The following is a 23,063-nucleotide window of genomic DNA, read 5'->3' on the forward strand; positions in this document are numbered from 1 at the left end:
TTGAAACACGATTGGATGCCGGAAAACGGCTACCGAAACCATTTCGAAGCGGAGAAGGATGTGATGGATTTTGTTCATCACTACAACCATCGTCGTTGCCACTCTGCCTCGAACCACTTGCCGCCTGCGCTGTTTGAGCAACAAGCGGTCTAATGCTCCTAAGGAGTGGTTTAAAAAAACTGAACCACTACACCGCAGGCTGCGATCTTTTGCTTTTCAGGCCACCCGCATGCGCCGCGCTTTCAGCCCGGCAATCAACGACGGCCCCAGCGCCACCAGCGCCGACCCCAACACCACCAGCACCGCCCCGCCATAGCCCAGACCGTTGATCTGCTCGGCATGCACATAGTCCGGCCACACCGCGGCGGCAATCGCCACCGCGCCAAAGGTCACCAATGGCGTGATCGCCAGCGTCGCACTGACCCGCGAGGCCTCCCAATGCGCCAGCGCCTCGGCAAAGGCACCGTAGGCAATCAGCGTGTTCATGCAGCACGCCAACAGCAGCCAGCCCTGCAACGGGCTTAACTCCAGCGCTTTGAGTGGGTGCACCCACGGCGTCAGCAGCAGCGCGCAGAACAGGTAGATCACCATCATCACCTGCAACGAATTCCATACTGTGAGCAATTGCTTCTGACCCAGCGCGTAGAAGGTCCAGACCGTCGAGGCCAACAGCACCAGCAACACGCCGGCGGTGTAGTCCGACAACGACGTCAGCAACTCGGCCAGCCGCTGATTGAAAAACAGCACGAAGCCGATCAACAGCACCGCCAGGCCAATGCCCTGACCGATGCTGAAGCGCTCCTTGAACACATACAGGCTGGCGATCAGCAACATGATCGGCCCCATCTGCACCACCAGTTGCGCGGTACCGGGGCTGAGCAGATTGAGCCCCATCAGGTACAGCACGTAGTTGCCCACCAGCCCGAGCACCGCCATTAACACCAGCCAGCCGCCCCGGGGGCCGAGGACCTTGCGGCTCGGCAGACGCTTGACCGACGCCAGATAAATAAACAGGCAACCACCGGAGACCAACAGACGAAACCAGGTCACGGTGATCGGGTCCATCACCTGCAACACCTGTTTGAGCTTAATCGGCAGGATGCCCCACAAGAACGCCGTCAACAGCGCCAGGAACAGACCGTAGACCCAGCGACCGGATGAAATGTGCATGCGAACCCCAATGCCTGCTGACGAGAGCGGTCATTCTAGGCCCGCGCGCAGGCGCAACACAGGGACAGTTCGGGCCAGGCCGCACATGAAACTGTGCAGGTCGCAGCATTAAATTGACGCTTTGCCGTTGATCGGCTGGCCGTGCGCACCAAGTGCTTCAGGCATAAGCTCATTGGATCCCTTTCAGCGCATCAACCAAGGAGGCCGATCATGTATGGAATGCGCGCCCAGGACAGCGCCCCCGCCACCCACTTTCGCAGTGAGCGGATGTGCCGGGTCAATGGCGAACTGTTTTTCTGTACGCGGGAGAACACCCTTGAAGGGCCGTTCGATTCCCCGGAGAAGGCGGAGCAGGAAATTCAGGCGTATATCGCGCGGATGCAGCTTCTGGATTCCAACCGGTCATCAGGTTGATCCCATCGCTGGCAAGCCAGCTCCCACAGTGTTCCAGGGTGTTCACAAATACAGGCAACATCTGCAGAACCTGTGGGAGCTGGCTTGCCAGCGATGACGGTTTGAATGCCGACTATTATCTCCAGGGTTACCGAACAGCCTCAAACAACCCCGTCGCCCCCATCCCGCCGCCCACGCACATGGTCACGATGCCGTAACGCAGATTGCGCCGTTGCAACTCACGCACCAGATGTCCGACCTGCCGCGAGCCGGTCATGCCGAACGGGTGGCCGATGGAAATCGAGCCGCCGTTGACGTTGTATTTTTCGTTGTCGAGCTCCAGACGGTCGCGGGCATACAGGCACTGTGAAGCAAACGCCTCGTTCAGTTCCCACAGATCGATATCAGCCACTTGCAGGCCCTTGGCCTTGAGCAGTTTCGGCACCGAGAACACCGGGCCGATGCCCATTTCGTCCGGCTCGCAACCGGCCACGGTGAAGCCGCGGAAAAACGCCTTCGGCTTGAGCCCCAGTTGCAGGGCTTTTTCCAGGCTCATCACCAGCGTCATCGACGCGCCGTCAGACAACTGCGACGAGTTGCCGGCGGTGACCGAGCCGTCTTCGGCAAACACCGGCTTCAGTCCGGCGAGGCTGTCATACGTGGTGTCCGGGCGGTTGCAGTCGTCGCGATCGACGATGCCGTCGAGGATCTGCACCTCGCCGCTGTTCTTGTCCTCGACCCGGTACTTGACCGCCATCGGCACAATTTCGTCATCGAACAGCCCGGCCGCCTGAGCCTGGGCGGTGCGCAACTGGCTTTGCAGCGCATAGCGATCCTGCGCCTCGCGACTCACGGCATAACGCTGCGCCACCACTTCAGCGGTCTGCCCCATGGTGTAGTAGATGCCCGGCACCTGCTGCTTGAGCAGCGGATTGATCAGGTGATCGGTGTTGACGCTTTTCAGGGTCAGGCTGATCGACTCGACGCCACCGGCGACGATGATGTCGCTGCAACCGGAAGCAATCTGGTTGGCGGCAATCGCAATCGCCTGCAAACCCGAGGAGCAAAAACGGTTGAGGGTCATGCCGGCCACATGGGTGCCCAGCCGCGAGAGCACCGCCACGTTGCGACCGATGTTGTAACCCTGCGCCCCCTCGTTGGAGCCGGCGCCGACAATGCAGTCCTCGACACTGGCCGGGTCGATGTCGTTGCGCGACAGCAGCGCGTTGACGCAATGGGCCGCCATGTCGTCGGGGCGGGTCTGGTTGAACTTGCCGCGAAAGGACTTGGCCAGGCCGGTCCGCACGCTGTCGACGATCACCACTTCACGCATGGCATACCTCAATTGTTGTTGTCGGAGGAGAGTCAACCGAGGATAAGTCCACCCCGCCGCCGACCGCGACAATCATTCACCCCGCGTATGCGTGCCCATCGCCTCAGTCCTTGTGTTTTTTCGCGCGCTTGTCGGACTTCTCGAACGCCTCTTCGAGTGCTCGGTTGATCGTGCGCAGCACCTTGACCCGCGCCCAGCGTTTGTCATTGGCCTCGACCAGTGTCCACGGCGAAATCTCGGTGCTGGTGCGGTCGACCATGTCGCCCACGGCGGCGCGGTAGGCGTCCCACTTGTCGCGGTTGCGCCAGTCGTCCTCGGTGATCTTGAAGCGCTTGAACGGGATCTGCTCGCGAGCCTGGAAACGTTCCATCTGCGTGTCCTTGTCGATCGCCAGCCAGAACTTGACGACGATGACCCCGGCGTCCGCGATCTGCTCTTCGAAGTCATTGATCTCGCTGTAGGCGCGCAACCAGTCGGCCGGGCTGCAAAAGCCTTCGACTCGCTCCACCAGCACCCGGCCATACCAGGAGCGGTCGAACACGGTGAACTTGCCGCGTGCCGGCAAATGTCGCCAGAAGCGCCACAGATACGGCTGCGCGCGCTCCTCTTCGGTCGGCGCGGCAATCGGCACGATGCTGTACTGACGCGGATCGAGCGCCGCCGCCACCCGGCGAATCGCCCCGCCCTTGCCCGCCGCATCATTGCCTTCGAACACCGCTACCAACGCATGGCGACGCATGCGCTTGTCACGCATCAACCCGGACAGCCGCGCCTGCTCGGTGATCAGTTGTTCTTCGTAATCTTTCTTTTCCAGCTGCTGGTTCAGGTCGAGGCTGTCGAGCAGGTTGAGTTCGTCGACGGCAGTGCCCAACGGGGCGGCGTTGACCTCTTCGGTATGCACCTCAGGACGCTTGAGCGCGTTCTGCAAGCCCTCCAGCAGGATCTTGCCCACCGCGAGGCTGCGGTAGTTGGCGTCCATGCCTTCGATGATGTGCCAGGGCGCGTAGTCGCGGCTGGTGCGGCGCAACACGCGCTCGCCGTATTTGACGAACTTGTCGTAGGTCTGCGATTGCTGCCAGTCCAGCGGGCTGATGCGCCAGCTGTGCAGCGGGTCGTCGGCCAGCGCCTTGAGGCGGGCCTTCATCTGTTTCTTGGACAGGTGAAACCAGAACTTGAAGATCAGCGCGCCTTCATCGCAGAGCATCTTTTCCAGACGCTCGGCGGCGTTGATCGCCTGATCCAGACGCGGATCCTTGAACAAACCATGGACTCGGCCCTGAAGCATCTGGCTGTACCAGTTGCCGAAGAACACGCCCATCCGTCCCTTGGCCGGGAGCATCCGCCAGTAACGCCACGCCGGTGGCCGCGCCAGTTCTTCATCGGTCTGCTGATCGAAAGTACGCACCTCGATCAGACGCGGATCCATCCACTCGTTGAGCAACTTGACGGTCTCGCCCTTGCCGGCGCCCTCGATGCCGTTGATCAGAATGATCACCGGGAAGCGCTTCTGCTGCTGCAATTCGAACTGCGCTTCCAGCAGTGCTTCACGCAAGGCAGGCACAGCCGCGTCGTAAGTCTCTTTGTCGATGGCATGGCCGATTTCGGCGGATTCAAACATGGGCACGGCTCCTTCCAGGATTCAGCAAGACTAGCGGATTGGGCATGGGTACGACGGAGAAATTCCGCTCCTTTTGGCTTCAAGAAAAACTCTGTGGTGAGGGGATTTATCCCCGATGGGCAGCGCAGCGGCCCCAAAACCATTCAACGCCAGATGCACGCTGGTCGCGGGATTGCGACTGCTGCGCAGCCGATCGGGGATAAATCCCCTCGCCACAGGTTGCTCTGATCAGCGCCCAAATCATTGATTGTCTTCGAGGCTGCGCAGCCAGGCCTTGCCATGGATCAAGCCCCTTCCACCCAATCAGCTAGAATGGCCGCCTTGTCGTTGCCGAGCCTGCCATGAAACCTGTACTGCCCCACGCCCAACTCGACTGGGATGACCAGGGACGCCCGCGCTCGCGGGTGTTCGACGATGTGTACTTTTCCGACCAGTCGGGGCTGGATGAAACCCGTTACGTGTTCCTCGAACAGAATCGCCTGGCCGAGCGCTTTGCCGCGTTGCCGGCGCATGGGCGACTGGTGATCGGTGAAACCGGGTTTGGCACCGGGCTGAATTTTCTCTGCGCCTGGCAACTGTTCGAGCAGCACGCAGTAGCCGGTGCGCGGCTGCATTTTGTCAGTGTCGAAAAGTACCCGTTGAGTCCGGCGGATCTGCAGCGGGCTCTGGCCCTGTGGCCGCAACTCAAGCCGCTGGCCAATCAACTGCTGACCCATTACGTGGCAATCCATCAGGGCTTTCAGCGGATCGTCCTCGGCAACGGCCGGGTCACGCTGACGCTGCTGATCGGCGATGCGCTGGAGCAATTGCCGCAACTCGATGCGCAGATTGACGCGTGGTTTCTCGACGGTTTCGCCCCGGCGAAAAACCCCGACATGTGGACCGCCGAACTGTTCGTCGAACTGGCTCGACTGGCCGCCCCCGGCTCGACCATCAGTACCTTCACCAGCACCGGTTGGGTGCGGCGTCTGCTCAACGCCGCCGGGTTCAAGATGAAACGCACACCGGGCATCGGCCACAAGTGGGAGATCCTGCGCGGCGAGTTTCTCGGCTGGCCGCAGGACGTCGCGCCCCCGCTGCCGGACAAACCGTGGTTCGCCCGCCCTGCTCCGCTGACCGCTGACCGTCGGGCGCTGGTGATCGGCGCCGGACTGGCCGGTTGTGCCACGGCCGCCAGCCTCGCGGCGCGCGGTTGGCAGGTCAGTCTGCTGGAACGGCATGCCGAGGTGGCGCAGGAAGCGTCAGGCAATCCACAGGGCGTGCTGTACCTGAAGTTGTCGGCCCACGGCACGGCGTTGTCGCAACTGATCGTCAGCGGCTTCGGCTACACCCGCCGTCTGCTGGAAACCCTGCAACGCGGCACCGACTGGGACGATTGCGGCGTGCTGCAACTGGCGTTCAATGCCAAGGAAGCCGAGCGTCAGGCGCAACTGGCCGCGGCATTCCCGGAAGACCTGGTGCACTGGGTCGATCAGCCGCAAGCCGAGATTCAGGCCGGTATCGGTCTGGCCCATGGCGGTTTGTACTATCCCGAAGGGGGCTGGGTGCATCCGCCCGCGCTGTGCCAGGCACAAGCCGCGCAAGCGAACATCGAACTGCTCAAGCATCACGAGGTGCTCGAACTGCGCAAGGTCGAGGGACAGTGGCAAGCCCTCGATGGCGAACGGGTGCTCGCCAGCGCGCCAGTGGTGGTGCTGGCCGGCGCAGCGGAGATCAAACGCTTTGCGCAAAGTGCCGAGCTGCCGCTCAAGCGCATTCGCGGGCAGATCACGCGCCTGCCGCAAACCAACGAAAGCCAGGCGCTGCGCACCGTGGTCTGCGCCGAAGGTTATGTCGCCCCGGCACGTCTGGGCAAACACACGCTTGGCGCCAGCTTCGACTTCAACAGCGATGACCTGACACCGACCACCGCCGAACACCTGGGCAATCTGGCGATGCTCGAAGAGATCTCCAGCGATTTGGTAGCGCGTCTGCACATCAATGAGCTGCCCCCGGAAACCCTGGAAGGGCGCGCCGCATTCCGCTGCACCAGTCCTGACTATCTGCCGATTGTCGGCCCCCTCGCCGACCGCGAAGCCTTCGCCAAGGCCTATGCCGCGTTGAGCAAGGATGCGCGCCAAGTGCCGGACATCGCCTGCCCGTGGCTCGATGGCCTGTACGTCAACAGCGGCCATGGTTCACGCGGGCTGATCACGGCGCCGCTGTCGGGCGAACTGCTCGCGGCGTGGCTGGACAACGAGCCGCTGCCACTGCCCAAAAGCGTCGCCGAGGCGTGCCATCCCAACCGTTTCGCGCTGCGCACGTTGATTCGCGGCAAATGAAAAATGGCGGCTGGCCGCTGGTCAGTCGCCGCCTCTTATAACTCATCGTTCTAAAACTCCCACATCTGCAGCGGGTCAGTTTCTGAGTACCGGCCATTTTGGCCAGACTTGAATCACCCCTCCCCAACGGAAAAACCGGTAAGGACTTTATGTGCGGATTAGCTGGCGAGTTACGTTTTGATCATCAACCTGCAGACCTTGCAGCGGTAGAGCGAATCACCCATCACCTGGCCCCTCGCGGCCCCGACGCGTGGGGCTTCCATGCCCAAGGGCCAATTGCCCTGGGCCATCGTCGCCTGAAAATCATGGACCTGTCGGACGGCTCGGCGCAGCCGATGATCGACAGCCAGCTGGGCTTGTCCCTGGCCTTCAACGGCGCGATCTACAACTTCCCGGAACTGCGTGCCGAACTCGAAGCGCTCGGCTATGCCTTCTACTCCGGTGGTGACACCGAAGTGCTGCTCAAGGGCTACCACGCCTGGGGCGAAGCGCTGCTGCCAAAACTCAACGGCATGTTCGCCTTCGCCATCTGGGAGCGCGATGCCCAGCGCCTGTTCATCGCCCGTGACCGCCTCGGCGTGAAGCCTTTGTACCTGTCGCGCACCGGTCAGCGTTTGCGCTTTGCCTCGGCCCTGCCGGCGCTGCTCAAGGGCGGCGACATCAACCCGATCCTCGATCCGGTGGCGCTCAATCACTACCTGAATTTCCATGCAGTGGTGCCGGCTCCACGCACTTTGCTCGCGGGCATCGAAAAGCTGCCACCGGCGACCTGGATGCGCGTCGAGGCTGATGGCCGCACCGAACAGAAAACCTGGTGGACCCTGCCCTACGGCCCGCACGACGACGAGAAAAACCTGACCCTCGAAGACTGGCGCGACCGCGTGCTCGACAGCACCCGCGAAGCGGTAGCGATTCGTCAACGGGCGGCAGTGGATGTCGGCGTGCTGCTATCCGGCGGTGTCGATTCGAGCATGCTCGTCGGCCTGTTGCGTGAAGTCGGTGTGGAAAACCTGTCGACCTTTTCCATCGGCTTCCAGGATGCCGGCGGCGAGCGCGGTGACGAGTTTCAGTATTCCGATCTGATCGCCAGACACTACGGCACGCAGCACCATCAATTGCGCATCGACGAAAAAGAGATCATCGAGCAACTGCCCGCTGCGTTCCGCGCGATGAGCGAGCCGATGGTCAGCCACGACTGCATCGCCTTCTATCTGCTGTCGCGCGAAGTGGCCAAGCATTGCAAAGTGGTGCAGAGCGGCCAGGGCGCGGATGAGCTGTTCGCCGGTTATCACTGGTATCCGCAAGTCGACGGCGCAGCGGAACCGTATGCAGCCTATCGCGCGGCGTTTTTTGACCGCAGTTACGACGACTACGCCGCCACCGTGCAACCGAAATGGCTGACCGCGAATGACGCCGCTGGCGACTTCGTGAAAGAGCATTTCGCCCAACCCGGCGCCGAGGCCGCGGTGGATAAAGCGCTGCGTCTGGACAGCACGGTGATGCTGGTGGACGACCCGGTCAAACGCGTCGACAACATGACCATGGCTTGGGGTCTGGAGGCGCGCACGCCGTTTCTCGACTATCGACTGGTTGAACTGTCAGCGCGGATTCCAGGCCAGTTCAAGCTGCCCGATGGCGGCAAACAGGTGCTCAAAGAAGCTGCACGGCTGGTGATTCCAAGCGAAGTGATCGACCGCAAGAAAGGTTACTTCCCGGTGCCGGGCCTCAAGCATTTGCAAGGCGACACCCTGAACTGGGTGCGTGAACTGCTGCTGGATCCGAGCCAGGATCGTGGCCTGTTCAACCCGGCCATGCTCGACAAATTGCTGACGGATCCGCAAGGCCAACTGACGCCGTTGCGCGGCTCGAAACTGTGGCAACTGGCGGCCCTGAACCTGTGGCTCAGTGAACAAGGAATCTGATTGATGAAACCTCACGCCACGGCTATCAATCAACGCCTGTTGCGCGGCCAGACACCGTCGTATGAACGCTTGCAGGCGCGTCTGGCCGAAGACGGCAGCGAACTCGGCGCCGACCCCATTGCCGTGCATTGCGGTTGGGGCCGGCTGCTGATCGGTCACACCTTTCCTGATCCGGCGACACTGGCCCAGGAACTGCTCAACGAGCAGCCCGGCGAACGCGATATCGCTCTGTACGTTGCCGCACCGCAACAGATTCTCGGGCTCGAACCGACGCAACTGTTTCTCGACCCGTCCGATACCCTGCGCCTGTGGTTCAGCGATTACCGCCAGGCCACCCGCGTGTTTCGCGGCTTCCGCATTCGCCGCGCGCAGAGCGAAGCGGACTGGCAGGCAATCAATCTGCTGTATCAGGCACGCGGCATGCTGCCGATCGATGCCACGCGCCTGACTCCGCATCATCAGGGCGGCCCGGTGTACTGGCTCGCCGAAGATGAAGACAGCGGCGCGGTGATCGGCAGCGTCATGGGCCTCAATCACCAGAAAGCCTTCAACGATCCGGAACACGGCAGCAGCCTGTGGTGCCTGGCGGTGGATCCACAGTGTTCGCGGCCCGGCGTCGGCGAAGTGCTGGTGCGGCACTTGATCGAACACTTCATGAGTCGTGGCCTGAGTTATCTCGACCTGTCGGTGCTGCACGACAACCGTCAGGCCAAGAATCTCTACGCCAAACTCGGCTTTCGCAACCTCTCGACCTTCGCCATCAAACGCAAGAACGGCATTAACCAGACGCTGTTCCTCGGGCCCGGGCCGGAAGCCAATTTCAACCCTTATGCGCGGATCATCGTCGAGGAAGCGCATCGGCGCGGCATCGACGTGCAGGTGGACGACGCCGAAGCCGGGCTGTTCACCCTCAGCCATGGCGGGCGTCGGGTGCGTTGCCGCGAATCGTTGAGCGACTTGACCAGCGCGATCAGCATGAGTTTGTGCCAAGACAAGAGCCTGACCCACAAAGTGTTGAAAGGCGCCGGACTGAAGCTGCCCTCGCAGCAATTGGCAGGCAACGCCGACGACAATCTGGCGTTTCTCGATGAGCATCAGCGGGTGGTGGTCAAGCCGCTCGACGGTGAACAGGGCCAGGGTGTGGCGGTGGATTTGCAAAGCATCGAAGAGGTGCAGCAGGCCATCGAAGCCGCCAAGCGTTTTGACAGCCGCGTACTGCTCGAAAGCTTCCACGAAGGCCTCGACCTGCGGATTCTGGTGATCGGTTTTGAAGTGGTGGCGGCAGCGATTCGTCGTCCCGCCGAGGTGGTCGGTGACGGCCATCATTCGATCGGTGCGCTGATTGAGGCGCAGAGTCGACGCAGGCAAGCCGCGACCGGGGGCGAAAGCAAGATCCCGCTGGATCACGAAACCCAGCGCACTCTGCATGCGGCCGGTTATGACTACAGCACTGTCTTGCCGGCAGGCGAACACCTGTTTGTGCGCCGCACCGCCAATCTGCACACCGGCGGCACGCTGGAAGACGTCACGGCGATTCTGCACCCGACTCTGGTCGATGCCGCCGTTCGTGCAGCGCGGGCGCTGGATATTCCAATGGTCGGCCTCGACTTGATGGTGCCGGCGGCGGATCAAGCGGAGTACGTGTTTATCGAAGCCAACGAACGCGCTGGCCTGGCCAATCACGAGCCGCAGCCGACGGCGGAGCGGTTTGTCGATTTGTTGTTTCCGCACAGTCAGCCGGCTGTTTCTTGATTCTGCTTTGTCTTGGCTGATGTCTTCGCGAGCAAGCTCGCTCCCACAGGGGAACGCATCCACATGTGGGAGCGAGCCTGCTCGCGAAGGGGCCGAATCAGGCGCCACAAATCTTCCTCATCGAAACCATCGATGCGCCTCAACTCATCAGGAGTTTCCATGACCACACAAATTCCCGAACCGGATCTGAACTACCTGCAAAAAGTCCTGCTGGAAATGCTCGCCATCCCCAGCCCCACGGGCTTCACCGACACCATCGTGCGCTACGTCGCCGAGCGTCTGGAAGAACTCGGTATCCCTTTCGAAATGACCCGTCGCGGCACCATTCGCGCCACGCTCAAGGGCAAGAAAAACAGCCCCGACCGCGCCGTTTCCGCGCACCTCGACACCATTGGCGCCGCCGTGCGCGCCGTGAAAGACAACGGTCGCCTGACCCTGGCCCCGGTCGGTTGCTGGTCGAGTCGGTTTGCCGAAGGCAGCCGGGTCAGCCTGTTCACCGACAACGGTGTGATTCGCGGCAGCGTGTTGCCATTGATGGCCTCCGGGCACGCGTTCAACACCGCCGTGGACGAAATGCCGATCAGTTGGGATCACGTCGAACTGCGTCTGGATGCCTACTGCGCAACCAAGGCCGATTGCGACTCACTGGGCATCAGTGTCGGCGACGTGGTGGCGTTCGACCCGTTGCCGGAGTTCACCGACAGCGGCCACATCAGCGCCCGTCACCTCGACGACAAGGCGGGTGTCGCCGCGCTGCTCGCCGCGCTCAAAGCCATCGTCGACAGCGGTCAGGAATTGATGATCGACTGTCATCCGCTGTTCACCATCACCGAAGAAACCGGCAGCGGCGCGGCAGCAGCCTTGCCGTGGGATGTCAGCGAATTCGTCGGCATCGACATTGCACCGGTCGCGCCGGGCCAGCATTCCAGTGAGCACGCGGTGAGCGTAGCGATGCAGGATTCCGGTGGCCCTTACGACTATCACCTGTCGCGGCATTTGCTGCGGCTGGCCAGCGAAAACGAACTGCCGGTAAGGCGCGACCTGTTCCGCTATTACTTCAGCGACGCGCATTCGGCGGTGACCGCCGGGCACGACATTCGCACGGCCCTGCTCGCCTTCGGTTGTGATGCAACCCATGGCTACGAGCGCACGCACATCGACAGTCTGGCGGCGCTCAGTCGTTTGCTTGGAGCGTACATTCTGAGTCCGCCGGTATTTGCCAGCGATGCCGCGCCGGCCAATGCTTCGCTGGATCGCTTCAGTCACCAGATCGAGCACGACACGCAGATGGAGAGCGATACGCGAGTGCCTTCGGTGGACAGTCTGGTGGGGCAGCGCTCCGACAGCTGATCCGGGCTTCCGTGGTGGCTGGACCGGCCCCATCGCTGGCAAGCCAGCTCCCACAGTTTTCGGGGTGGATCAGTTGTTTGTGTACACCATCAAACCCTGTGGGAGCTGGCTTGCCAGCGATAGGGCCGATACTGCCCACACAAAACTGGCAGCCAGCCACCAATCGCCGTAGCATCCCGCCATTGATTGAACCGAGGTGCCCATGCTGATTCCCTACGACGCTCTAGAAGTCGACACCCTCACCCGCCTGATCGAGGACTTTGTCACTCGCGATGGCACCGACAACGGTGATGACACGCCGCTGGAAACCCGCGTGCTGCGCGTACGCCAGGCGTTGACCAAAGGCCAGGCGCTGATCGTCTTCGACCCGGAAAGCGAACAATGCCAACTGATGCTCAAACACGACGTGCCCAAGCACCTGTTCGACTAGCGGACCTTCTCGGTAGCCTGTTTGCGCTGAATTCGCTCGTAGACCTCCGAACGGTGCACATTGATCTTCTGCGGCGCTTCGACACCAAAGCGCACACTGGAGCCGTTGACGGACAACACCCGCAGGGAGATGTCGTCACCGATGGAAATCAACTCGCCCACAACACGGCTGAGTACAAGCATGGAGTTCGTCCTTCAAGGGTTAACCAGCCCTGAAGATGCGCGGTGCACGCCCGCTCTACAATGCGCGGCGAGCAATTCAGTCTTGCCCTACACCCGCAAGCGCTGCGCCCGTCAGACGTTTCCTGCAAATCGCTAAACAGTCTCGCCTCACGCGGCGCTAAACCGCGGCCCGAACAGGATCACGCTGGCGCCGATCACGCACAGCGCCACGCCGATCCAGTCCGAACCCAAGGGACGCACCCGTTCAACCACTGCCAGCCAGCCAATCGACGCGACGATGTAGATCCCGCCATAGGCGGCATAGGCGCGACCGGCGTAAGCCGCTTCGACACGGGTCAGCAACAGGGCGAACAGCGTCAGGCTGAGCAGCGCCGGGATCACCCACAAGGCACTTTTGCCCTGGCGCAACCACATGAAAAAGGCGAAACAACCGGCGATTTCAAACAGCGCCGCGAGGAAGAACCACAGGTAATTGAGCATTGATGCGTCTCGACAGGGTGACCATTGCGGCCACCCTAGCGACGCGACACCCATGGGGCAAGTTCAGCCGTTGGTTTGTTTGGCCTTGGCGCGCATTTTATCGGCCATGGTGGTCATTTCGTTGTAGATCAGTTGCGGATTCTTCTGCTTGATCGCCCAGGCCATGCGTCCCTGCTCGTGCGGCAGGATCATGAACTCGCCGGCGGCCACTTGCTGATAAATGTAGTCGGCGATGTCGGCCGCGCTGATCGGCGAACTTTCCAGCAACTTGCCAACCTGCGCTTTCATGGCTGGCGTCGGGCCACGGAACGAGTCGAGCAAGTTGGTCTGGAAGAACGACGGGCAGACCACATGCACCCCGACTTCCTGCTGCGCCAGTTCCACCAGCAAACTTTCTGACAGCGCCACCACACCGGCCTTGGCCACGTTGTAATTGCTCATCGCCGGGCCCTGCATCAATGCCGCCATCGAAGCAATGTTGATGATCTTGCCTTTGCTCTGTTCCAGCAGCGGCAGGAAGGCCTTGCAGCCTTTGACCACGCCCATCAGGTTGATCGCGATCTGCCAGTCCCAGTCTTCCAGCGACAGTTCGCTGAAGAACCCGCCGGACGCCACACCGGCGTTGTTGACGATGATGTCGATGCCGCCGAGCTTCTCTTCGCAGGCCTGGGCAAACGCGGTGAGCTGGCTGTAATCACGCACATCGCAGCGCTGGACGAACCCGTCGCCACCGGCCTCGCGCACCCGCTTCAGGGTTTCCTGCAGACCAGGCTCGCTGACGTCGGACAAGGCCAGCTGCCAGCCTTCACGCGCCCAGCGCAGTGCAAGTTCGCGACCTAAACCTGAGCCCGCACCCGTGATCATCATGCGATTTTGCATAGCAGACAGCCTTGTTGTTCTGTAGGAGATGCGCGGAGTGTAGCGAAGGAACACTGGCCACCCACGCTCCATCAGAATGCTGAATACAGGATCAAAAGATCGCAGCCTTTGGCAGCTCCTGCATCAGTTCCCTGTAGGCGCTGCCGAAGGCTGCGATCTTTTGATCTCGCGCTTCAAAGGAAATAAACGAGTCATCCAAATACATTAAAAAAACATTGAATTTTCTTTCATACGCACCGGTCGGAATTTGTAAGCCGTCTGGAATTAGTTAGCCTCCAGTCGCCCTTGAATACCAAGACTTCTCGAACGCTATAAACAAGGAAATCGACATGGGCACAATTCTTATCATTATCCTGATCCTGTTGCTGATCGGTGGTCTGCCGGTCTTCCCGCACTCCAGAAGTTGGGGTTATGGCCCTTCGGGCATTATTGGCGTGGTGTTGGTGGTGCTGTTGGTCTTGCTGTTACTTGGCAGGATATAAAACCCCAAGACAAAAAAAAGAGGCCCTCAGGGGCCTCTTTTTTATGCAGCGGTTTTATCAGTCCGGCTTGCCGTTGATCACACCGGCCGTGTTGTCCATCAGGCTCTTGGTCGCCGTTTGCAGGAACGCTTCAAGCTTGAGTTTCAGTTCGGCGGTACGCGGTGCGTCCGGAATGATCTCCGCAGAAGGGTTCGCGCCCAGTTGGTACTGGTAGATCTTCGGCGCCATTTCTTTCTCCTTCGGCAAGACCAGGATCTGGTCAGCGGTTACGATGGCAGTGGTCTGCTCGCTGCCCGACGGCTTGATCACACCGAAACCGGTGTCGCCGGCCGGCAGGTTGAGCAGGTCGCGGCCCCAGCACTGGTGACGCACTTCGCCACCCAGACGACCCATGATGGTCGGCACGATGTCGATCTGCGTGCCCACGGTATGGTCACGGGTACCGAACTTCTCCTGAATGCCCGGCGCAATCATCAGCATCGGCACGTTGAAGCGGCCCAGGTCCATTTCGGTGATCTGACGCTCGTTGCCGAAACCGTGGTCGCCGACGATGACGAACAGGGTTTCCTTGAAGTAAGGCTCTTTGCGCGCCTTCTCGAAGAACTGGCCCAATGCCCAGTCGGAATAACGCATGGCCGTCAGGTGTTCGTTGAGCGTGCCGCGATCGGTCACGCGCTCCACCGGCAAAGGCGTTGGCAAGGCGTACGGCGTGTGGTTGGACAGGGTTTGCAGCAGCGCATAGAACGGTTTGCCATTCTCCCGCGCCTTAAGCTCCACCAGGCCACGGTCGAACATGTCCTGGTCGGACACGCCCCAGGTCGGATCGGAGAACACCGGGTTGACGAAGTCGTTACGACCCACGAAGTTGGTCATGCCCTGATTGCTGAAGAAGCCCGACTGGTTGTCCCAGGCGAAGTCGCCGTTGTAGACATACACGTCGTCATACTTGCGCGCACTGAGCAGCTGCGGCAGGCCGGAGAGCTTGTGGCTGCCTTCCGGGGTCTGCATCAGGTATTCGAAACCCGGCAGGTTCGGGAAGCACGCCATGGTCGCAAACATGCCCTGGTGGGTATGGGTGCCGTTGGAGAAGAAACGGTCGAACAGCAGGCCTTCCTTCGACAGTTTGTCGAGGTACGGCGTGATGTTGCCCGGCGCGCCCAGAGCGCCCACCGAGTGACCGGCCATGCTTTCCATCAGGATCACGACCACATTCTTGATCGGCAGGGTCTTGTCGGCCGGTGGCGTGTAGTCACGACGCACCGCCGCAATGTCGGCATCGACCAGTTTGTCGTCCGGCATCACCAGCATCTCGCGCACCACTTTCTGCGCCTGTTCCTGCGGCAGGGTGGCTTTCCAGATGTTGTTGCGATCCTCGCCCATGCGGTCCTTGGCGGCGGCGATCAGCGACAGCGTACCGTTGAGGCCGAGCTGGTTGGCGAAATTCGATTCGGTGGTGTACACGTCACCCCAGCGCAGCGGCGGGCCCTGACGCAGGGTGCCACGGGCGGCCACGACGCAGATCAGCAGGCAGACCACGAACACCGCCAGACGGGTGTACCACGGCGCCACCTGGCGGGTGCCGACGTTGCCGCCGCTGAACGGGCCGCGCGGACGGGTTGCACGATCGGCGCCCTTGAAGGCCAGGGTCAGGATCACGGTGCCGATCACCCACGCCAGCAGGTAGCGCACCACCGGGAAACCGTACCAGAGCATGCTCATCACGGTTTTCGGGTCTTCTTTCACGTACTGGAACACCAGGCCATTGAGGCGCTGGTGGAACTCACGGTAGAAGTCCATCTCCATCAGGCCGAGGAACAACGCGATGCTGGACGCCACGGTCAGCCACAGACGGAAGAACCCGCGCGCAGCCATCGCCCGCGCACTGAACAGTGCCAGCAGCAGCGGAACGCAGACGTAGACCACCAGGCGCAGGTCGAAACGCAAGCCGTTGGCGAAAGCTTCGAGGAAGGTCGAAGCCGGGGTATCGAGGATCATCTCGCGGTTGTAGACCAGCAGCGCGAGGCGCAGCACGGAAAACATCACCATCATGACCAGGGCACACAACAGGGTGTAGGCCAGATGCGATTTGACGGTCGGTTGCAGCAGGCGAGTTGAAGATCGCTGCTGATTCAGGGCGTCCGGGTTTGCCATGTCGTTTTAGGACCCATTGGAAGTTGAAGTTGCAAAATACAGCGGCGCGATGCCCTCTATTGGCCATTCCAGACCCCGGGGCGTGCGCGGTGCGCAAATGTTGCACGATCACCGGCAGCATTGCCATTGATTAGTGCCCCGCTGCCCGACTCTTTCATAAAGGCAATCGTTCGCAGACAGCACGCATTGCGCGGGCGAATTGTCAGGAACGCTTTGTGAAAATTTCGTGCAGCGCATATCTGGAAACACAATATAACGACAAAACAAAAACGCCCCGAGTCGATCGGGGCGTTTTGCTGTCAGCGCGAAAAATTACTTCTCGGCGCGTTCTTTCAGGGCTTTAAGGGTATTGAAGGGAGCGTCGACCACGAACTTGTTGGCAATCATGCTCGGTACGCTGCCGCCGGGCTCAGTGTGCACCTGATAGGTCACTTCGACTTGATCACCTTTGGGTACGAACTTCCAGAACCCTTTGACCTGAGCGACACGGACAAAGCCTTTCTCTTCGGGAATGTACTTCGGCACGCCTTCGAGGTTGCGGGTCAGGCTGCCATCGGCGCCCTCAACGGTGGTGATGTGCAACACCGAATCACGTGGGGTCACTGGCCACGGCGTATTGAACTGGGTGTAGGTCCAGCTCTGATCGCCCTCGTGCTTGAGCAGCTTCTGGGCTTTGCACTCGTGAATCCAGGTGCAGGCGCCAGCCACGTCGTCCTGCAAGGCACGCAGTTTGGCCACGGTGGTCTTCATCAGGGTCACGCCCTGGTAGGACTTGTAATCCGAGCCCGGCACTTGAGCCAGTGAGACCTTGATCCCGTCCTGCTCCTTGGCGACTTTCCAGTCCTCAGCCTGAGCCAACGAAGTAGCCAGTACAGCGGTCAAACCACACAACACAGCGATACGATGCAGCGAACCCATAGTCTTATTCCTTATTGTTGAAGTTCCGTTCGTTTGACACATCACGCCGCCGTCATCTGCTCCCACCAGCCGATCAGTTTGATCGCTTCCTCGGAGCTGCTGCCACAGACTTCGACATCGGCGGCAAATCCTGAACAAACCGCCGGACGCTCCGGCTGGCCGAAAATGCTGCACAGGTTTTCGACCGAGAGCTGCACGCAACGTTCGCCGGCAGGCTTGCCGTTGGGCATGCCCGGAATGGCAGAACTGATGGAGGGGGCAATACAGCAAGCGCCACAGCCTTCACGGCATTTCATGACGAGCAAGTCCTCGCAACGGGCAATGTGTTAAAGAGACGCGGACAGAGTAACCGCTAAAACGGTTGTTTCAAATTCCCTGTACCGGGGTTTTTACCGATAACTGAATGTGACTGACCAGTCTCCGACAAAGCGTCTGGTCCGCGGGTCACGGATCGATTGAATTTATTGCTTGAACTCGAAATCCAGTGCTGCGCCTTCGACTTCACGGCGCTCCTCATTGCGCAGCTGCAACTGCATTTCGTTGCTGAGCAGGCGGCCGTTGAGCTGAAAGCCACTGTTCTTCTCGCCAAACATCTGCGGCAGGATTGCGTCGTGCTTGGGCATCGGTACAGTACCGGCAGGTTTAAGCTGCTGAACCATATCCTTGGGCAAGCTCAGGTCAAGCTTGGCCGGTGGCAGTCGGGTTTTCGCCACTTCGCTGGCCGGTTTCGACTTGGAGGCGACCGGGGGCCGTTTCTTCACCGCGGCGGCTTTCTTCTGTGGGGCTTTTTTAGCCGCAGCTTTGTTATCTGCAACGGCTTTTTTGCTCGCCGCCGGTTTGCCTGCCGGCGCGGACGTTGCGGGCTTTTCCTGAACGGCAGCTGCCATGACACCGGGCGCATGGCCCATCATCAACACACCAAGCAAAATCCAGGCAGCAGGCAAAATCGCTTTCATGAACCCTACAACACTAACGGCAGAGGGCCATATGCTCGCCTGTTGAGCGCCACAAGACAAGCACGACGCGCCGCTCGTTCAGAAACCGCCAGCCGTTTCCTGACACAGTTGAGTCGCCAGCAGACCGAGGGTCATCAGCGCCCTTTCCGCCTCGCGATTCCACGGTGTGCCGCAGTTCAGGCGGATGCAGTGATTGAACTGCTCGGTATTACTGAAGATCAGCCCCGGTGCAATACTGATGCCCTGCTGCAGTGCGCGGACATGCAATTCCTGGGTATTGACCCTGCCCGGCAGACTCACCCAGAGGATGAAACCGCCCGTGGGCCGGGTCATCTGTGTACCTTCGGGAAAGTACTGCTGCACCGCCAACTGGAACGCGCTGAGATTTTTCCGGTATTCCTGGCGGATGTACCGTAAATGCCGGTCATAGCCGCCATTTTCCAGATAAGCGGCAATCGCCATCTGCGTCACGCTGCACGCCGAATGCGTGGTGAAGGTCTGCAGACGCTGGATTTCCTGCTGATACTTGCCGGCAATCATCCAGCCGACGCGCACGCCCGGCGACAATGTTTTGGAAAAGCTCGAGCAGTAAATCACCCGATCCAGTCGATCGTAAGCCTTGAGGGCTTTGGTGCGGCCCTGTTCGAACATCAACTCCCCATAGATATCGTCTTCGACGATCTGGATATCGAAGTCCGAGGCCAGACGCAGCAGCTGTTTCTGCCGTTCTTCCGGCATGGTGCCGCCCAACGGATTGCTCAGGCGCGTGGTCAGTACCAAAGCCTTGATCGACCATTGGTTGGCCGCCAGTTGCAAGGCTTCGAGGCTCATGCCGGTGGCCGGATCGCTGGGGATTTCGATCACTTTCAGGCCCAACAGATCGGCCAGTTGCAGCAGGCCGTAATAGGTCGGCGATTCGGCAGCGATCAGATCTCCCGGACGGGTCAGCACCCGCAGCGACATCTGCAGCGCATCGACACAACCGTGGGTAATGACCACTTCCGACGGATCGACCACCACTCCAGCATCACGCATGCGGATTGCCACTTGCCGGCGCAACGGTTCGAAGCCGGGGCTGAACATGTAGCTGAACGCGCGAGGGCTATGGAATCGGGTGACCTTGGCCAGTTGCTGATGCAGTGCGCGAACCGGGAGGTAATCGACACTCGGCACCGCAGCGCCCAACGGGAAAACCCCCTCGCGCCGAGACTCGACCAATACTTGCTGAATGATGCTGGCGCGGGTGACCAGGCCTGGGCGCTCGACCCGGGCGATGTCCGGGGTCGGCGCCGTCAGTGCCGGGGTCTGGTGCACGTAGTAGCCGGACTGCGGCCGTGCACGGATCAGGCCTTGATCTTCGAGATTGGCATACGCCTGCAACACCGTCGCATGGCTGACATTGAGCTGCGAACTCATCTTGCGCACCGACGGCACGCGTTCTCCGGGTTGATAGACACCGCGCCGGATGTCTTCCGCCAATTGTTGAGCAATACGTTGGTAGAGCAAGAGGTTGGTCATGACGCAGCACTCGATTTCACGGGCATTTTATTCTTGTGTGAAACAATACCGGAACAGTTTAGAAGTGTACTGGGACAGTTGCCACCATAGTCGACCGTACAGTGCAGTGTCAGCCACAACTGTACGGATTTGCGTGCCAATCGACAGACGTAAAAAAGCCCGGCGCTGCATGACAGGCCGGGCTTTCCAGAGACGCAGCCCTCAGCGGGCGGCGCCAAGCTGGCCTTTTTCGTCGGAGAAGACAATTTCCACCCGACGGTTCTGTGCCCGACCGCGCTCGGAAGCGTTGGCGTCCACCGGGTATTCGTCACCGTAACCTTCGACCTGAATCCGCTTGTCCTCAATCCCCAGGTCCATCAACACATCGGCCACTGCTTGCGCGCGATCACGCGACAGCTTGAGGTTTTCCTGTTTGCCACCGGTGCTGTCGGTGTAACCCTCGATACGCACCACACGTTTCGGGTTGAGTTGCAGGAACTGCACAATCTTCAACACCACCCGATTGGCCGAGTTCTTCAGCTCCGCCTCGCCAGTGTCGAACAGAACATCACCAAGGGTCATCACCAGGCCGCGATCAGTCTGCGTAGTAGCCAACGCCACGATCTGTTCTTCAAGCCATTTACCCTGCTGCTGTACGCTCAGCAGTTTGGACTCGCGCAGGGCCAGCTGCAGACGCTGACGCTCCAGTTCAAGCTTCGCCGCGCGCTCTTCGTTGAGCACCAGATTGGTGTGTTCGCGAGCGATTTCGCTGTAGCGCTGACTCAAGTACGCGTAATGCACCACGTCCGCGCCACTGCCCCAATAGGTGGACAAGCGATCGGCGCGGGCCAGCGACTCACCGGCGCGGATCACATCCTTCGGCGCGATACGCAGCACATTGGAATCTTCCTTGACCTTCTGAAAGTCACTGCCAGCCTGTTGCAATGCGGCTTCGCCGTGTTGACCGGCGCAGCCATAGAGGCTTGCGCAACCGGCCAGAATCATCCCGCCGAGGATTTTGGACTTGAGGCTCATTGGGCATCTCCCAGTTGCTTGCGCAGACGGATGATGCGGGTGTTGAGCACGTTGAGTTGCTCTTCGCTCTTTTGCGTCAGCACTTTGGCTTCGGCCAGACGCGCATCCAGCTCAGCCTGTTCGGCGCGCATGCGGGCGTTCTTGAAAGACTCGTCGGTCATGTTGCCCTTGGCCCGGTTGAACTTGTCTTCGGCCAGTTTCATTTCCGGCATTTCATCGGCGGTCGCACCGACGGCCTTGGCCTGGGTGATGGCCTGCTCGGTCAGGCGCATTTGCTCATGGGGTGCCGGATCGTTGGCGCAGCCGGCCAGGGCCAGAACGGCCATGGCCGCGAAAAGAGGTCGAATACTCACTAAGAATCCCTACTGTTTTGGGGCACTGACAGGTGGCTGCGGCTGTTGCTGCTGCGCCTTCCAGCGCTCGATGTTGCGTTGCAGCGCGGCCTCGGTCAGTCCGGACGCGGGCAATTCTGTCATCTTTTTAGCGAGCTGTCCGCGCAACCACGGATCGTTGCAGGCCGAGTTATGCGAAACCGCGAGGAACAATCCCGGTCGGTCGATCGGCTGTTCGAACGCCAGCAGATCATTGGCCATGCCCAATGCCTGCGCGGCAGCCATGCCCGAGTAGCGCCCGGCGAGTACATATTCCACTTCGCCCAGCAGAAGTTTCTGAAAGGCCTGAGTGATGTTTGCCGTCCGCCTCAGGGTCAGATTCTGCTCGGCGAAAGTGCCAAAAGCCTGGGTCATTCGAGACTTTTCCGACAACCCGCCAGCGTGCCCGTGCAGGTCTTTTGCTTCGCTGTAGGCCAGCGTCGAGCCTTTGCGCGTCCACACCAGGTAGTCGTTTTCCAGCAACGGCGGATAGACGTAGTCGAGGTTTTCCAGCTCATTGAACATCAGCGGCGTGTCCGCCAGCATGTCCATGCGCCCGCTGCGCACTTCGTCGAGGGCCTGCGCGCGTTTGCCGGCGTAGAGCAGCTCGACCTTGATCCCCAGATCCTTGGCCACTTGCTGCAACAGGTCGGCACTGGCGCCGATCAAATATTTGGGGTTCTGCGGGTCCTGCCACAGGTACGGCGGCGCGTCCGGGCTACCGGTGACGACCAGGCGCTCGCACTTGCCGGCAGCCGCAGCCATCCCCGGCAACAGGATCAATCCCAATAACAACCTGCGGCGCAGATCCATGGCAAACGCTCTCCACTCAAATTCGAGACAAAAAAAAGCCCGACCAGAAGGCCGGGCTCTTTATAAGTGAAGCCGCCGGATTAGACCAGCTTCTCCAGCTCAGGGACTGCTTCGAACAGATCCGCCACCAGACCGTAATCGGCCACCTGGAAGATCGGCGCTTCTTCGTCCTTGTTGATCGCAACGATCACTTTGGAGTCTTTCATGCCGGCCAGGTGCTGGATCGCGCCGGAGATACCGACGGCGATGTACAACTGTGGTGCAACGATCTTGCCGGTCTGACCGACCTGCATGTCGTTCGGTACGAAACCTGCGTCGACCGCGGCGCGCGAAGCACCGACGGCGGCGCCCAGCTTGTCGGCCAGGGCGTACAGGTGTTTGAAGTTGTCGCCGTTCTGCATGCCGCGGCCGCCGGAAACCACGATCTTGGCAGCGGTCAGCTCAGGACGATCGGACTTGGCCAGTTCTTCGCTGACGAAGCTGGAAGTGCCGGCGTCGTGCGCAGCAGCAACGGCCTCAACAGCCGCCGAACCGCCTTCAGCAGCAACCGGGTCGAAACCGGTGGCACGCACGGTGATCACTTTGATCGCAGCGGTCGATTGCACGGTAGCGATGGCGTTACCGGCGTAGATCGGACGCTTGAACGTATCGGCGCTTTCTACCGAGATGATCTCGGAGATCTGGTCAACATCCAGTGCAGCGGCAACGCGCGGCAGGATGTTTTTACCGTTGGACGTGGCGGCAGCCAGGATGTGGCTGTAACCAGCGCCCAGCTCTGCTACCAGCGGCGCAACGTTTTCCGGCAATTGATGTGCGTAAGCGGCATTGTCAGCGTTCAGGACTTTGCCCACGCCTGCGATTTTCGCCGCGGCTTCGGCCACGGCGCCAGCGCCCTGACCTGCAACCAGTACGTGAATGTCGCCGCCGATTTTGGCAGCGGCAGCCACGGTGTTCAGCGTGGCCGGGGCCAGCACTTTGTTGTCGTGTTCAGCGATTACCAAGATAGTCAT

22 protein-coding genes are annotated in these 23,063 nt (G+C 60.6%); 7 read left to right on the top strand and 15 right to left on the bottom strand.

Features of this window, described 5'->3' with window-relative positions; translation table 11 throughout:
• Positions 1-216: 216 nt before the first annotated feature.
• Positions 217-1,170, bottom strand: coding sequence for a DMT family transporter (locus HXW87_RS23265; RefSeq protein WP_239777854.1), 954 nt, complete (start codon positions 1,168-1,170; stop codon positions 217-219).
• A 210-nt stretch (positions 1,171-1,380) separates the two neighbouring features.
• Here HXW87_RS23265 and HXW87_RS23270 point away from each other — a divergent pair, with 210 nt between their 5' ends.
• On the top strand, positions 1,381-1,584 hold the full coding sequence (locus HXW87_RS23270; RefSeq protein WP_239777855.1) for a DUF6316 family protein: 204 nt from the start codon (positions 1,381-1,383) through the stop codon (positions 1,582-1,584).
• A 127-nt stretch (positions 1,585-1,711) separates the two neighbouring features.
• On the opposite strand, the gene HXW87_RS23275 is transcribed toward HXW87_RS23270, so the two are convergent.
• Together HXW87_RS23275 and pap are read right to left on the bottom strand one after the other, a co-directional pair.
• Positions 1,712-2,896 carry a thiolase family protein gene (locus tag HXW87_RS23275; RefSeq protein WP_239777856.1) on the bottom strand — a complete coding sequence of 395 codons (1,185 nt, stop codon included), beginning with the start codon at positions 2,894-2,896 and terminating at the stop codon, positions 1,712-1,714.
• Positions 2,897-2,999: 103 nt separating this feature from the next.
• Positions 3,000-4,514 (bottom strand): polyphosphate:AMP phosphotransferase, encoded by a 1,515-nt coding sequence (gene pap / locus HXW87_RS23280; protein ID WP_041069320.1) that lies wholly within the window; start codon positions 4,512-4,514, stop codon positions 3,000-3,002.
• Positions 4,515-4,855: 341 nt separating this feature from the next.
• Here pap and mnmC point away from each other — a divergent pair, with 341 nt between their 5' ends.
• From mnmC to HXW87_RS23305, 5 genes are all read left to right on the top strand, one after another.
• Positions 4,856-6,835 (top strand): bifunctional tRNA (5-methylaminomethyl-2-thiouridine)(34)-methyltransferase MnmD/FAD-dependent 5-carboxymethylaminomethyl-2-thiouridine(34) oxidoreductase MnmC, encoded by a 1,980-nt coding sequence (gene mnmC, locus HXW87_RS23285; protein WP_239777857.1) that lies wholly within the window; start codon positions 4,856-4,858, stop codon positions 6,833-6,835.
• Between the two features lie 149 nt (positions 6,836-6,984).
• Entirely contained in the window at positions 6,985-8,757 is a 1,773-nt protein-coding gene (locus tag HXW87_RS23290; RefSeq protein ID WP_239777858.1) for an N-acetylglutaminylglutamine amidotransferase, read from the top strand.
• 3 nt (positions 8,758-8,760) lie between these two features.
• Positions 8,761-10,509, top strand: coding sequence for an N-acetylglutaminylglutamine synthetase (gene ngg / locus HXW87_RS23295; RefSeq protein ID WP_041069311.1), 1,749 nt, complete (start codon positions 8,761-8,763; stop codon positions 10,507-10,509).
• Between the two features lie 159 nt (positions 10,510-10,668).
• Entirely contained in the window at positions 10,669-11,859 is a 1,191-nt protein-coding gene (locus HXW87_RS23300) for an osmoprotectant NAGGN system M42 family peptidase (RefSeq protein WP_041069309.1), read from the top strand.
• 202 nt (positions 11,860-12,061) lie between these two features.
• The gene (locus tag HXW87_RS23305) at positions 12,062-12,289 is read left to right on the top strand and encodes a YheU family protein (RefSeq protein WP_003192759.1); all 228 of its coding nucleotides are present in this window, start codon (positions 12,062-12,064) and stop codon (positions 12,287-12,289) included.
• On the opposite strand, the gene csrA is transcribed toward HXW87_RS23305, so the two are convergent.
• The 3 genes from csrA to HXW87_RS23320 form a co-directional block, all read right to left on the bottom strand.
• Positions 12,286-12,471, bottom strand: coding sequence for a carbon storage regulator CsrA (csrA, locus tag HXW87_RS23310; protein ID WP_041069300.1), 186 nt, complete (start codon positions 12,469-12,471; stop codon positions 12,286-12,288). The genes HXW87_RS23305 and csrA overlap by 4 nt on opposite strands.
• Before the next feature lie 147 nt (positions 12,472-12,618).
• Positions 12,619-12,951 (bottom strand): YnfA family protein, encoded by a 333-nt coding sequence (locus HXW87_RS23315; protein ID WP_003226957.1) that lies wholly within the window; start codon positions 12,949-12,951, stop codon positions 12,619-12,621.
• A gap of 63 nt (positions 12,952-13,014) precedes the next feature.
• Positions 13,015-13,830 carry an SDR family oxidoreductase gene (locus HXW87_RS23320; protein WP_108183460.1) on the bottom strand — a complete coding sequence of 272 codons (816 nt, stop codon included), beginning with the start codon at positions 13,828-13,830 and terminating at the stop codon, positions 13,015-13,017.
• 323 nt (positions 13,831-14,153) lie between these two features.
• Here HXW87_RS23320 and HXW87_RS23325 point away from each other — a divergent pair, with 323 nt between their 5' ends.
• Entirely contained in the window at positions 14,154-14,312 is a 159-nt protein-coding gene (locus HXW87_RS23325; protein ID WP_169432680.1) for a DUF3309 family protein, read from the top strand.
• A 57-nt stretch (positions 14,313-14,369) separates the two neighbouring features.
• On the opposite strand, the gene HXW87_RS23330 is transcribed toward HXW87_RS23325, so the two are convergent.
• From HXW87_RS23330 to HXW87_RS23370, 9 genes are all read right to left on the bottom strand, one after another.
• Entirely contained in the window at positions 14,370-16,463 is a 2,094-nt protein-coding gene (locus tag HXW87_RS23330) for an LTA synthase family protein (RefSeq protein ID WP_239777859.1), read from the bottom strand.
• Positions 16,464-16,775: 312 nt separating this feature from the next.
• On the bottom strand, positions 16,776-17,381 hold the full coding sequence (locus tag HXW87_RS23335; RefSeq protein ID WP_047295600.1) for an START domain-containing protein: 606 nt from the start codon (positions 17,379-17,381) through the stop codon (positions 16,776-16,778).
• 41 nt (positions 17,382-17,422) lie between these two features.
• Entirely contained in the window at positions 17,423-17,677 is a 255-nt protein-coding gene (locus HXW87_RS23340; RefSeq protein WP_041069283.1) for a YkgJ family cysteine cluster protein, read from the bottom strand.
• Between the two features lie 165 nt (positions 17,678-17,842).
• On the bottom strand, positions 17,843-18,337 hold the full coding sequence (locus HXW87_RS23345; RefSeq protein WP_239777860.1) for a translation initiation factor 2: 495 nt from the start codon (positions 18,335-18,337) through the stop codon (positions 17,843-17,845).
• Between the two features lie 78 nt (positions 18,338-18,415).
• The gene (locus tag HXW87_RS23350) at positions 18,416-19,855 is read right to left on the bottom strand and encodes a PLP-dependent aminotransferase family protein (RefSeq protein WP_003226969.1); all 1,440 of its coding nucleotides are present in this window, start codon (positions 19,853-19,855) and stop codon (positions 18,416-18,418) included.
• Between the two features lie 201 nt (positions 19,856-20,056).
• Positions 20,057-20,869 carry an OmpA family protein gene (locus tag HXW87_RS23355; RefSeq protein ID WP_041069276.1) on the bottom strand — a complete coding sequence of 271 codons (813 nt, stop codon included), beginning with the start codon at positions 20,867-20,869 and terminating at the stop codon, positions 20,057-20,059.
• Entirely contained in the window at positions 20,866-21,222 is a 357-nt protein-coding gene (locus HXW87_RS23360) for a DUF4398 domain-containing protein (RefSeq protein ID WP_047295606.1), read from the bottom strand. The genes HXW87_RS23355 and HXW87_RS23360 overlap by 4 nt, the downstream gene beginning before the upstream one ends.
• 9 nt (positions 21,223-21,231) lie before the next feature.
• Positions 21,232-22,053, bottom strand: a complete 822-nt coding sequence (locus tag HXW87_RS23365) for a transporter substrate-binding domain-containing protein (RefSeq protein WP_239777861.1) — start codon at positions 22,051-22,053, stop codon at positions 21,232-21,234.
• An 80-nt stretch (positions 22,054-22,133) separates the two neighbouring features.
• The gene (locus tag HXW87_RS23370; protein WP_047295610.1) at positions 22,134-23,063 is read right to left on the bottom strand and encodes an FAD-binding protein; all 930 of its coding nucleotides are present in this window, start codon (positions 23,061-23,063) and stop codon (positions 22,134-22,136) included.

This window comes from Pseudomonas sp. Y5-11 (genome assembly GCF_022368695.1).
In the GTDB taxonomy this organism is placed as follows: Bacteria; Pseudomonadota; Gammaproteobacteria; order Pseudomonadales; family Pseudomonadaceae; genus Aquipseudomonas; species Aquipseudomonas parakoreensis.

What these genes read in the sequence shown, in the direction of transcription:
- csrA (WP_041069300.1), bottom strand. Translation starts at nt 12,471, where the DNA reads ATGCTTGTACTCAGCCGTGTTGTGGGCGAGTTGATTTCCATCGGTGAC.
- HXW87_RS23290 (WP_239777858.1), top strand. Translation starts at nt 6,985, where the DNA reads ATGTGCGGATTAGCTGGCGAGTTACGTTTTGATCATCAACCTGCAGAC.
- ngg (WP_041069311.1), top strand. Translation starts at nt 8,761, where the DNA reads ATGAAACCTCACGCCACGGCTATCAATCAACGCCTGTTGCGCGGCCAG.
- mnmC (WP_239777857.1), top strand. Translation starts at nt 4,856, where the DNA reads ATGAAACCTGTACTGCCCCACGCCCAACTCGACTGGGATGACCAGGGA.
- pap (WP_041069320.1), bottom strand. Translation starts at nt 4,514, where the DNA reads ATGTTTGAATCCGCCGAAATCGGCCATGCCATCGACAAAGAGACTTAC.
- HXW87_RS23305 (WP_003192759.1), top strand. Translation starts at nt 12,062, where the DNA reads ATGCTGATTCCCTACGACGCTCTAGAAGTCGACACCCTCACCCGCCTG.
- HXW87_RS23345 (WP_239777860.1), bottom strand. Translation starts at nt 18,337, where the DNA reads ATGAAAGCGATTTTGCCTGCTGCCTGGATTTTGCTTGGTGTGTTGATG.
- HXW87_RS23330 (WP_239777859.1), bottom strand. Translation starts at nt 16,463, where the DNA reads ATGGCAAACCCGGACGCCCTGAATCAGCAGCGATCTTCAACTCGCCTG.
- HXW87_RS23315 (WP_003226957.1), bottom strand. Translation starts at nt 12,951, where the DNA reads ATGCTCAATTACCTGTGGTTCTTCCTCGCGGCGCTGTTTGAAATCGCC.
- HXW87_RS23335 (WP_047295600.1), bottom strand. Translation starts at nt 17,381, where the DNA reads ATGGGTTCGCTGCATCGTATCGCTGTGTTGTGTGGTTTGACCGCTGTA.
- HXW87_RS23350 (WP_003226969.1), bottom strand. Translation starts at nt 19,855, where the DNA reads ATGACCAACCTCTTGCTCTACCAACGTATTGCTCAACAATTGGCGGAA.
- HXW87_RS23340 (WP_041069283.1), bottom strand. Translation starts at nt 17,677, where the DNA reads ATGAAATGCCGTGAAGGCTGTGGCGCTTGCTGTATTGCCCCCTCCATC.
- HXW87_RS23275 (WP_239777856.1), bottom strand. Translation starts at nt 2,896, where the DNA reads ATGCGTGAAGTGGTGATCGTCGACAGCGTGCGGACCGGCCTGGCCAAG.
- HXW87_RS23300 (WP_041069309.1), top strand. Translation starts at nt 10,669, where the DNA reads ATGACCACACAAATTCCCGAACCGGATCTGAACTACCTGCAAAAAGTC.
- HXW87_RS23365 (WP_239777861.1), bottom strand. Translation starts at nt 22,053, where the DNA reads ATGGATCTGCGCCGCAGGTTGTTATTGGGATTGATCCTGTTGCCGGGG.
- HXW87_RS23355 (WP_041069276.1), bottom strand. Translation starts at nt 20,869, where the DNA reads ATGAGCCTCAAGTCCAAAATCCTCGGCGGGATGATTCTGGCCGGTTGC.
- HXW87_RS23370 (WP_047295610.1), bottom strand. Translation starts at nt 23,063, where the DNA reads ATGACTATCTTGGTAATCGCTGAACACGACAACAAAGTGCTGGCCCCG.
- HXW87_RS23265 (WP_239777854.1), bottom strand. Translation starts at nt 1,170, where the DNA reads ATGCACATTTCATCCGGTCGCTGGGTCTACGGTCTGTTCCTGGCGCTG.
- HXW87_RS23320 (WP_108183460.1), bottom strand. Translation starts at nt 13,830, where the DNA reads ATGCAAAATCGCATGATGATCACGGGTGCGGGCTCAGGTTTAGGTCGC.
- HXW87_RS23270 (WP_239777855.1), top strand. Translation starts at nt 1,381, where the DNA reads ATGTATGGAATGCGCGCCCAGGACAGCGCCCCCGCCACCCACTTTCGC.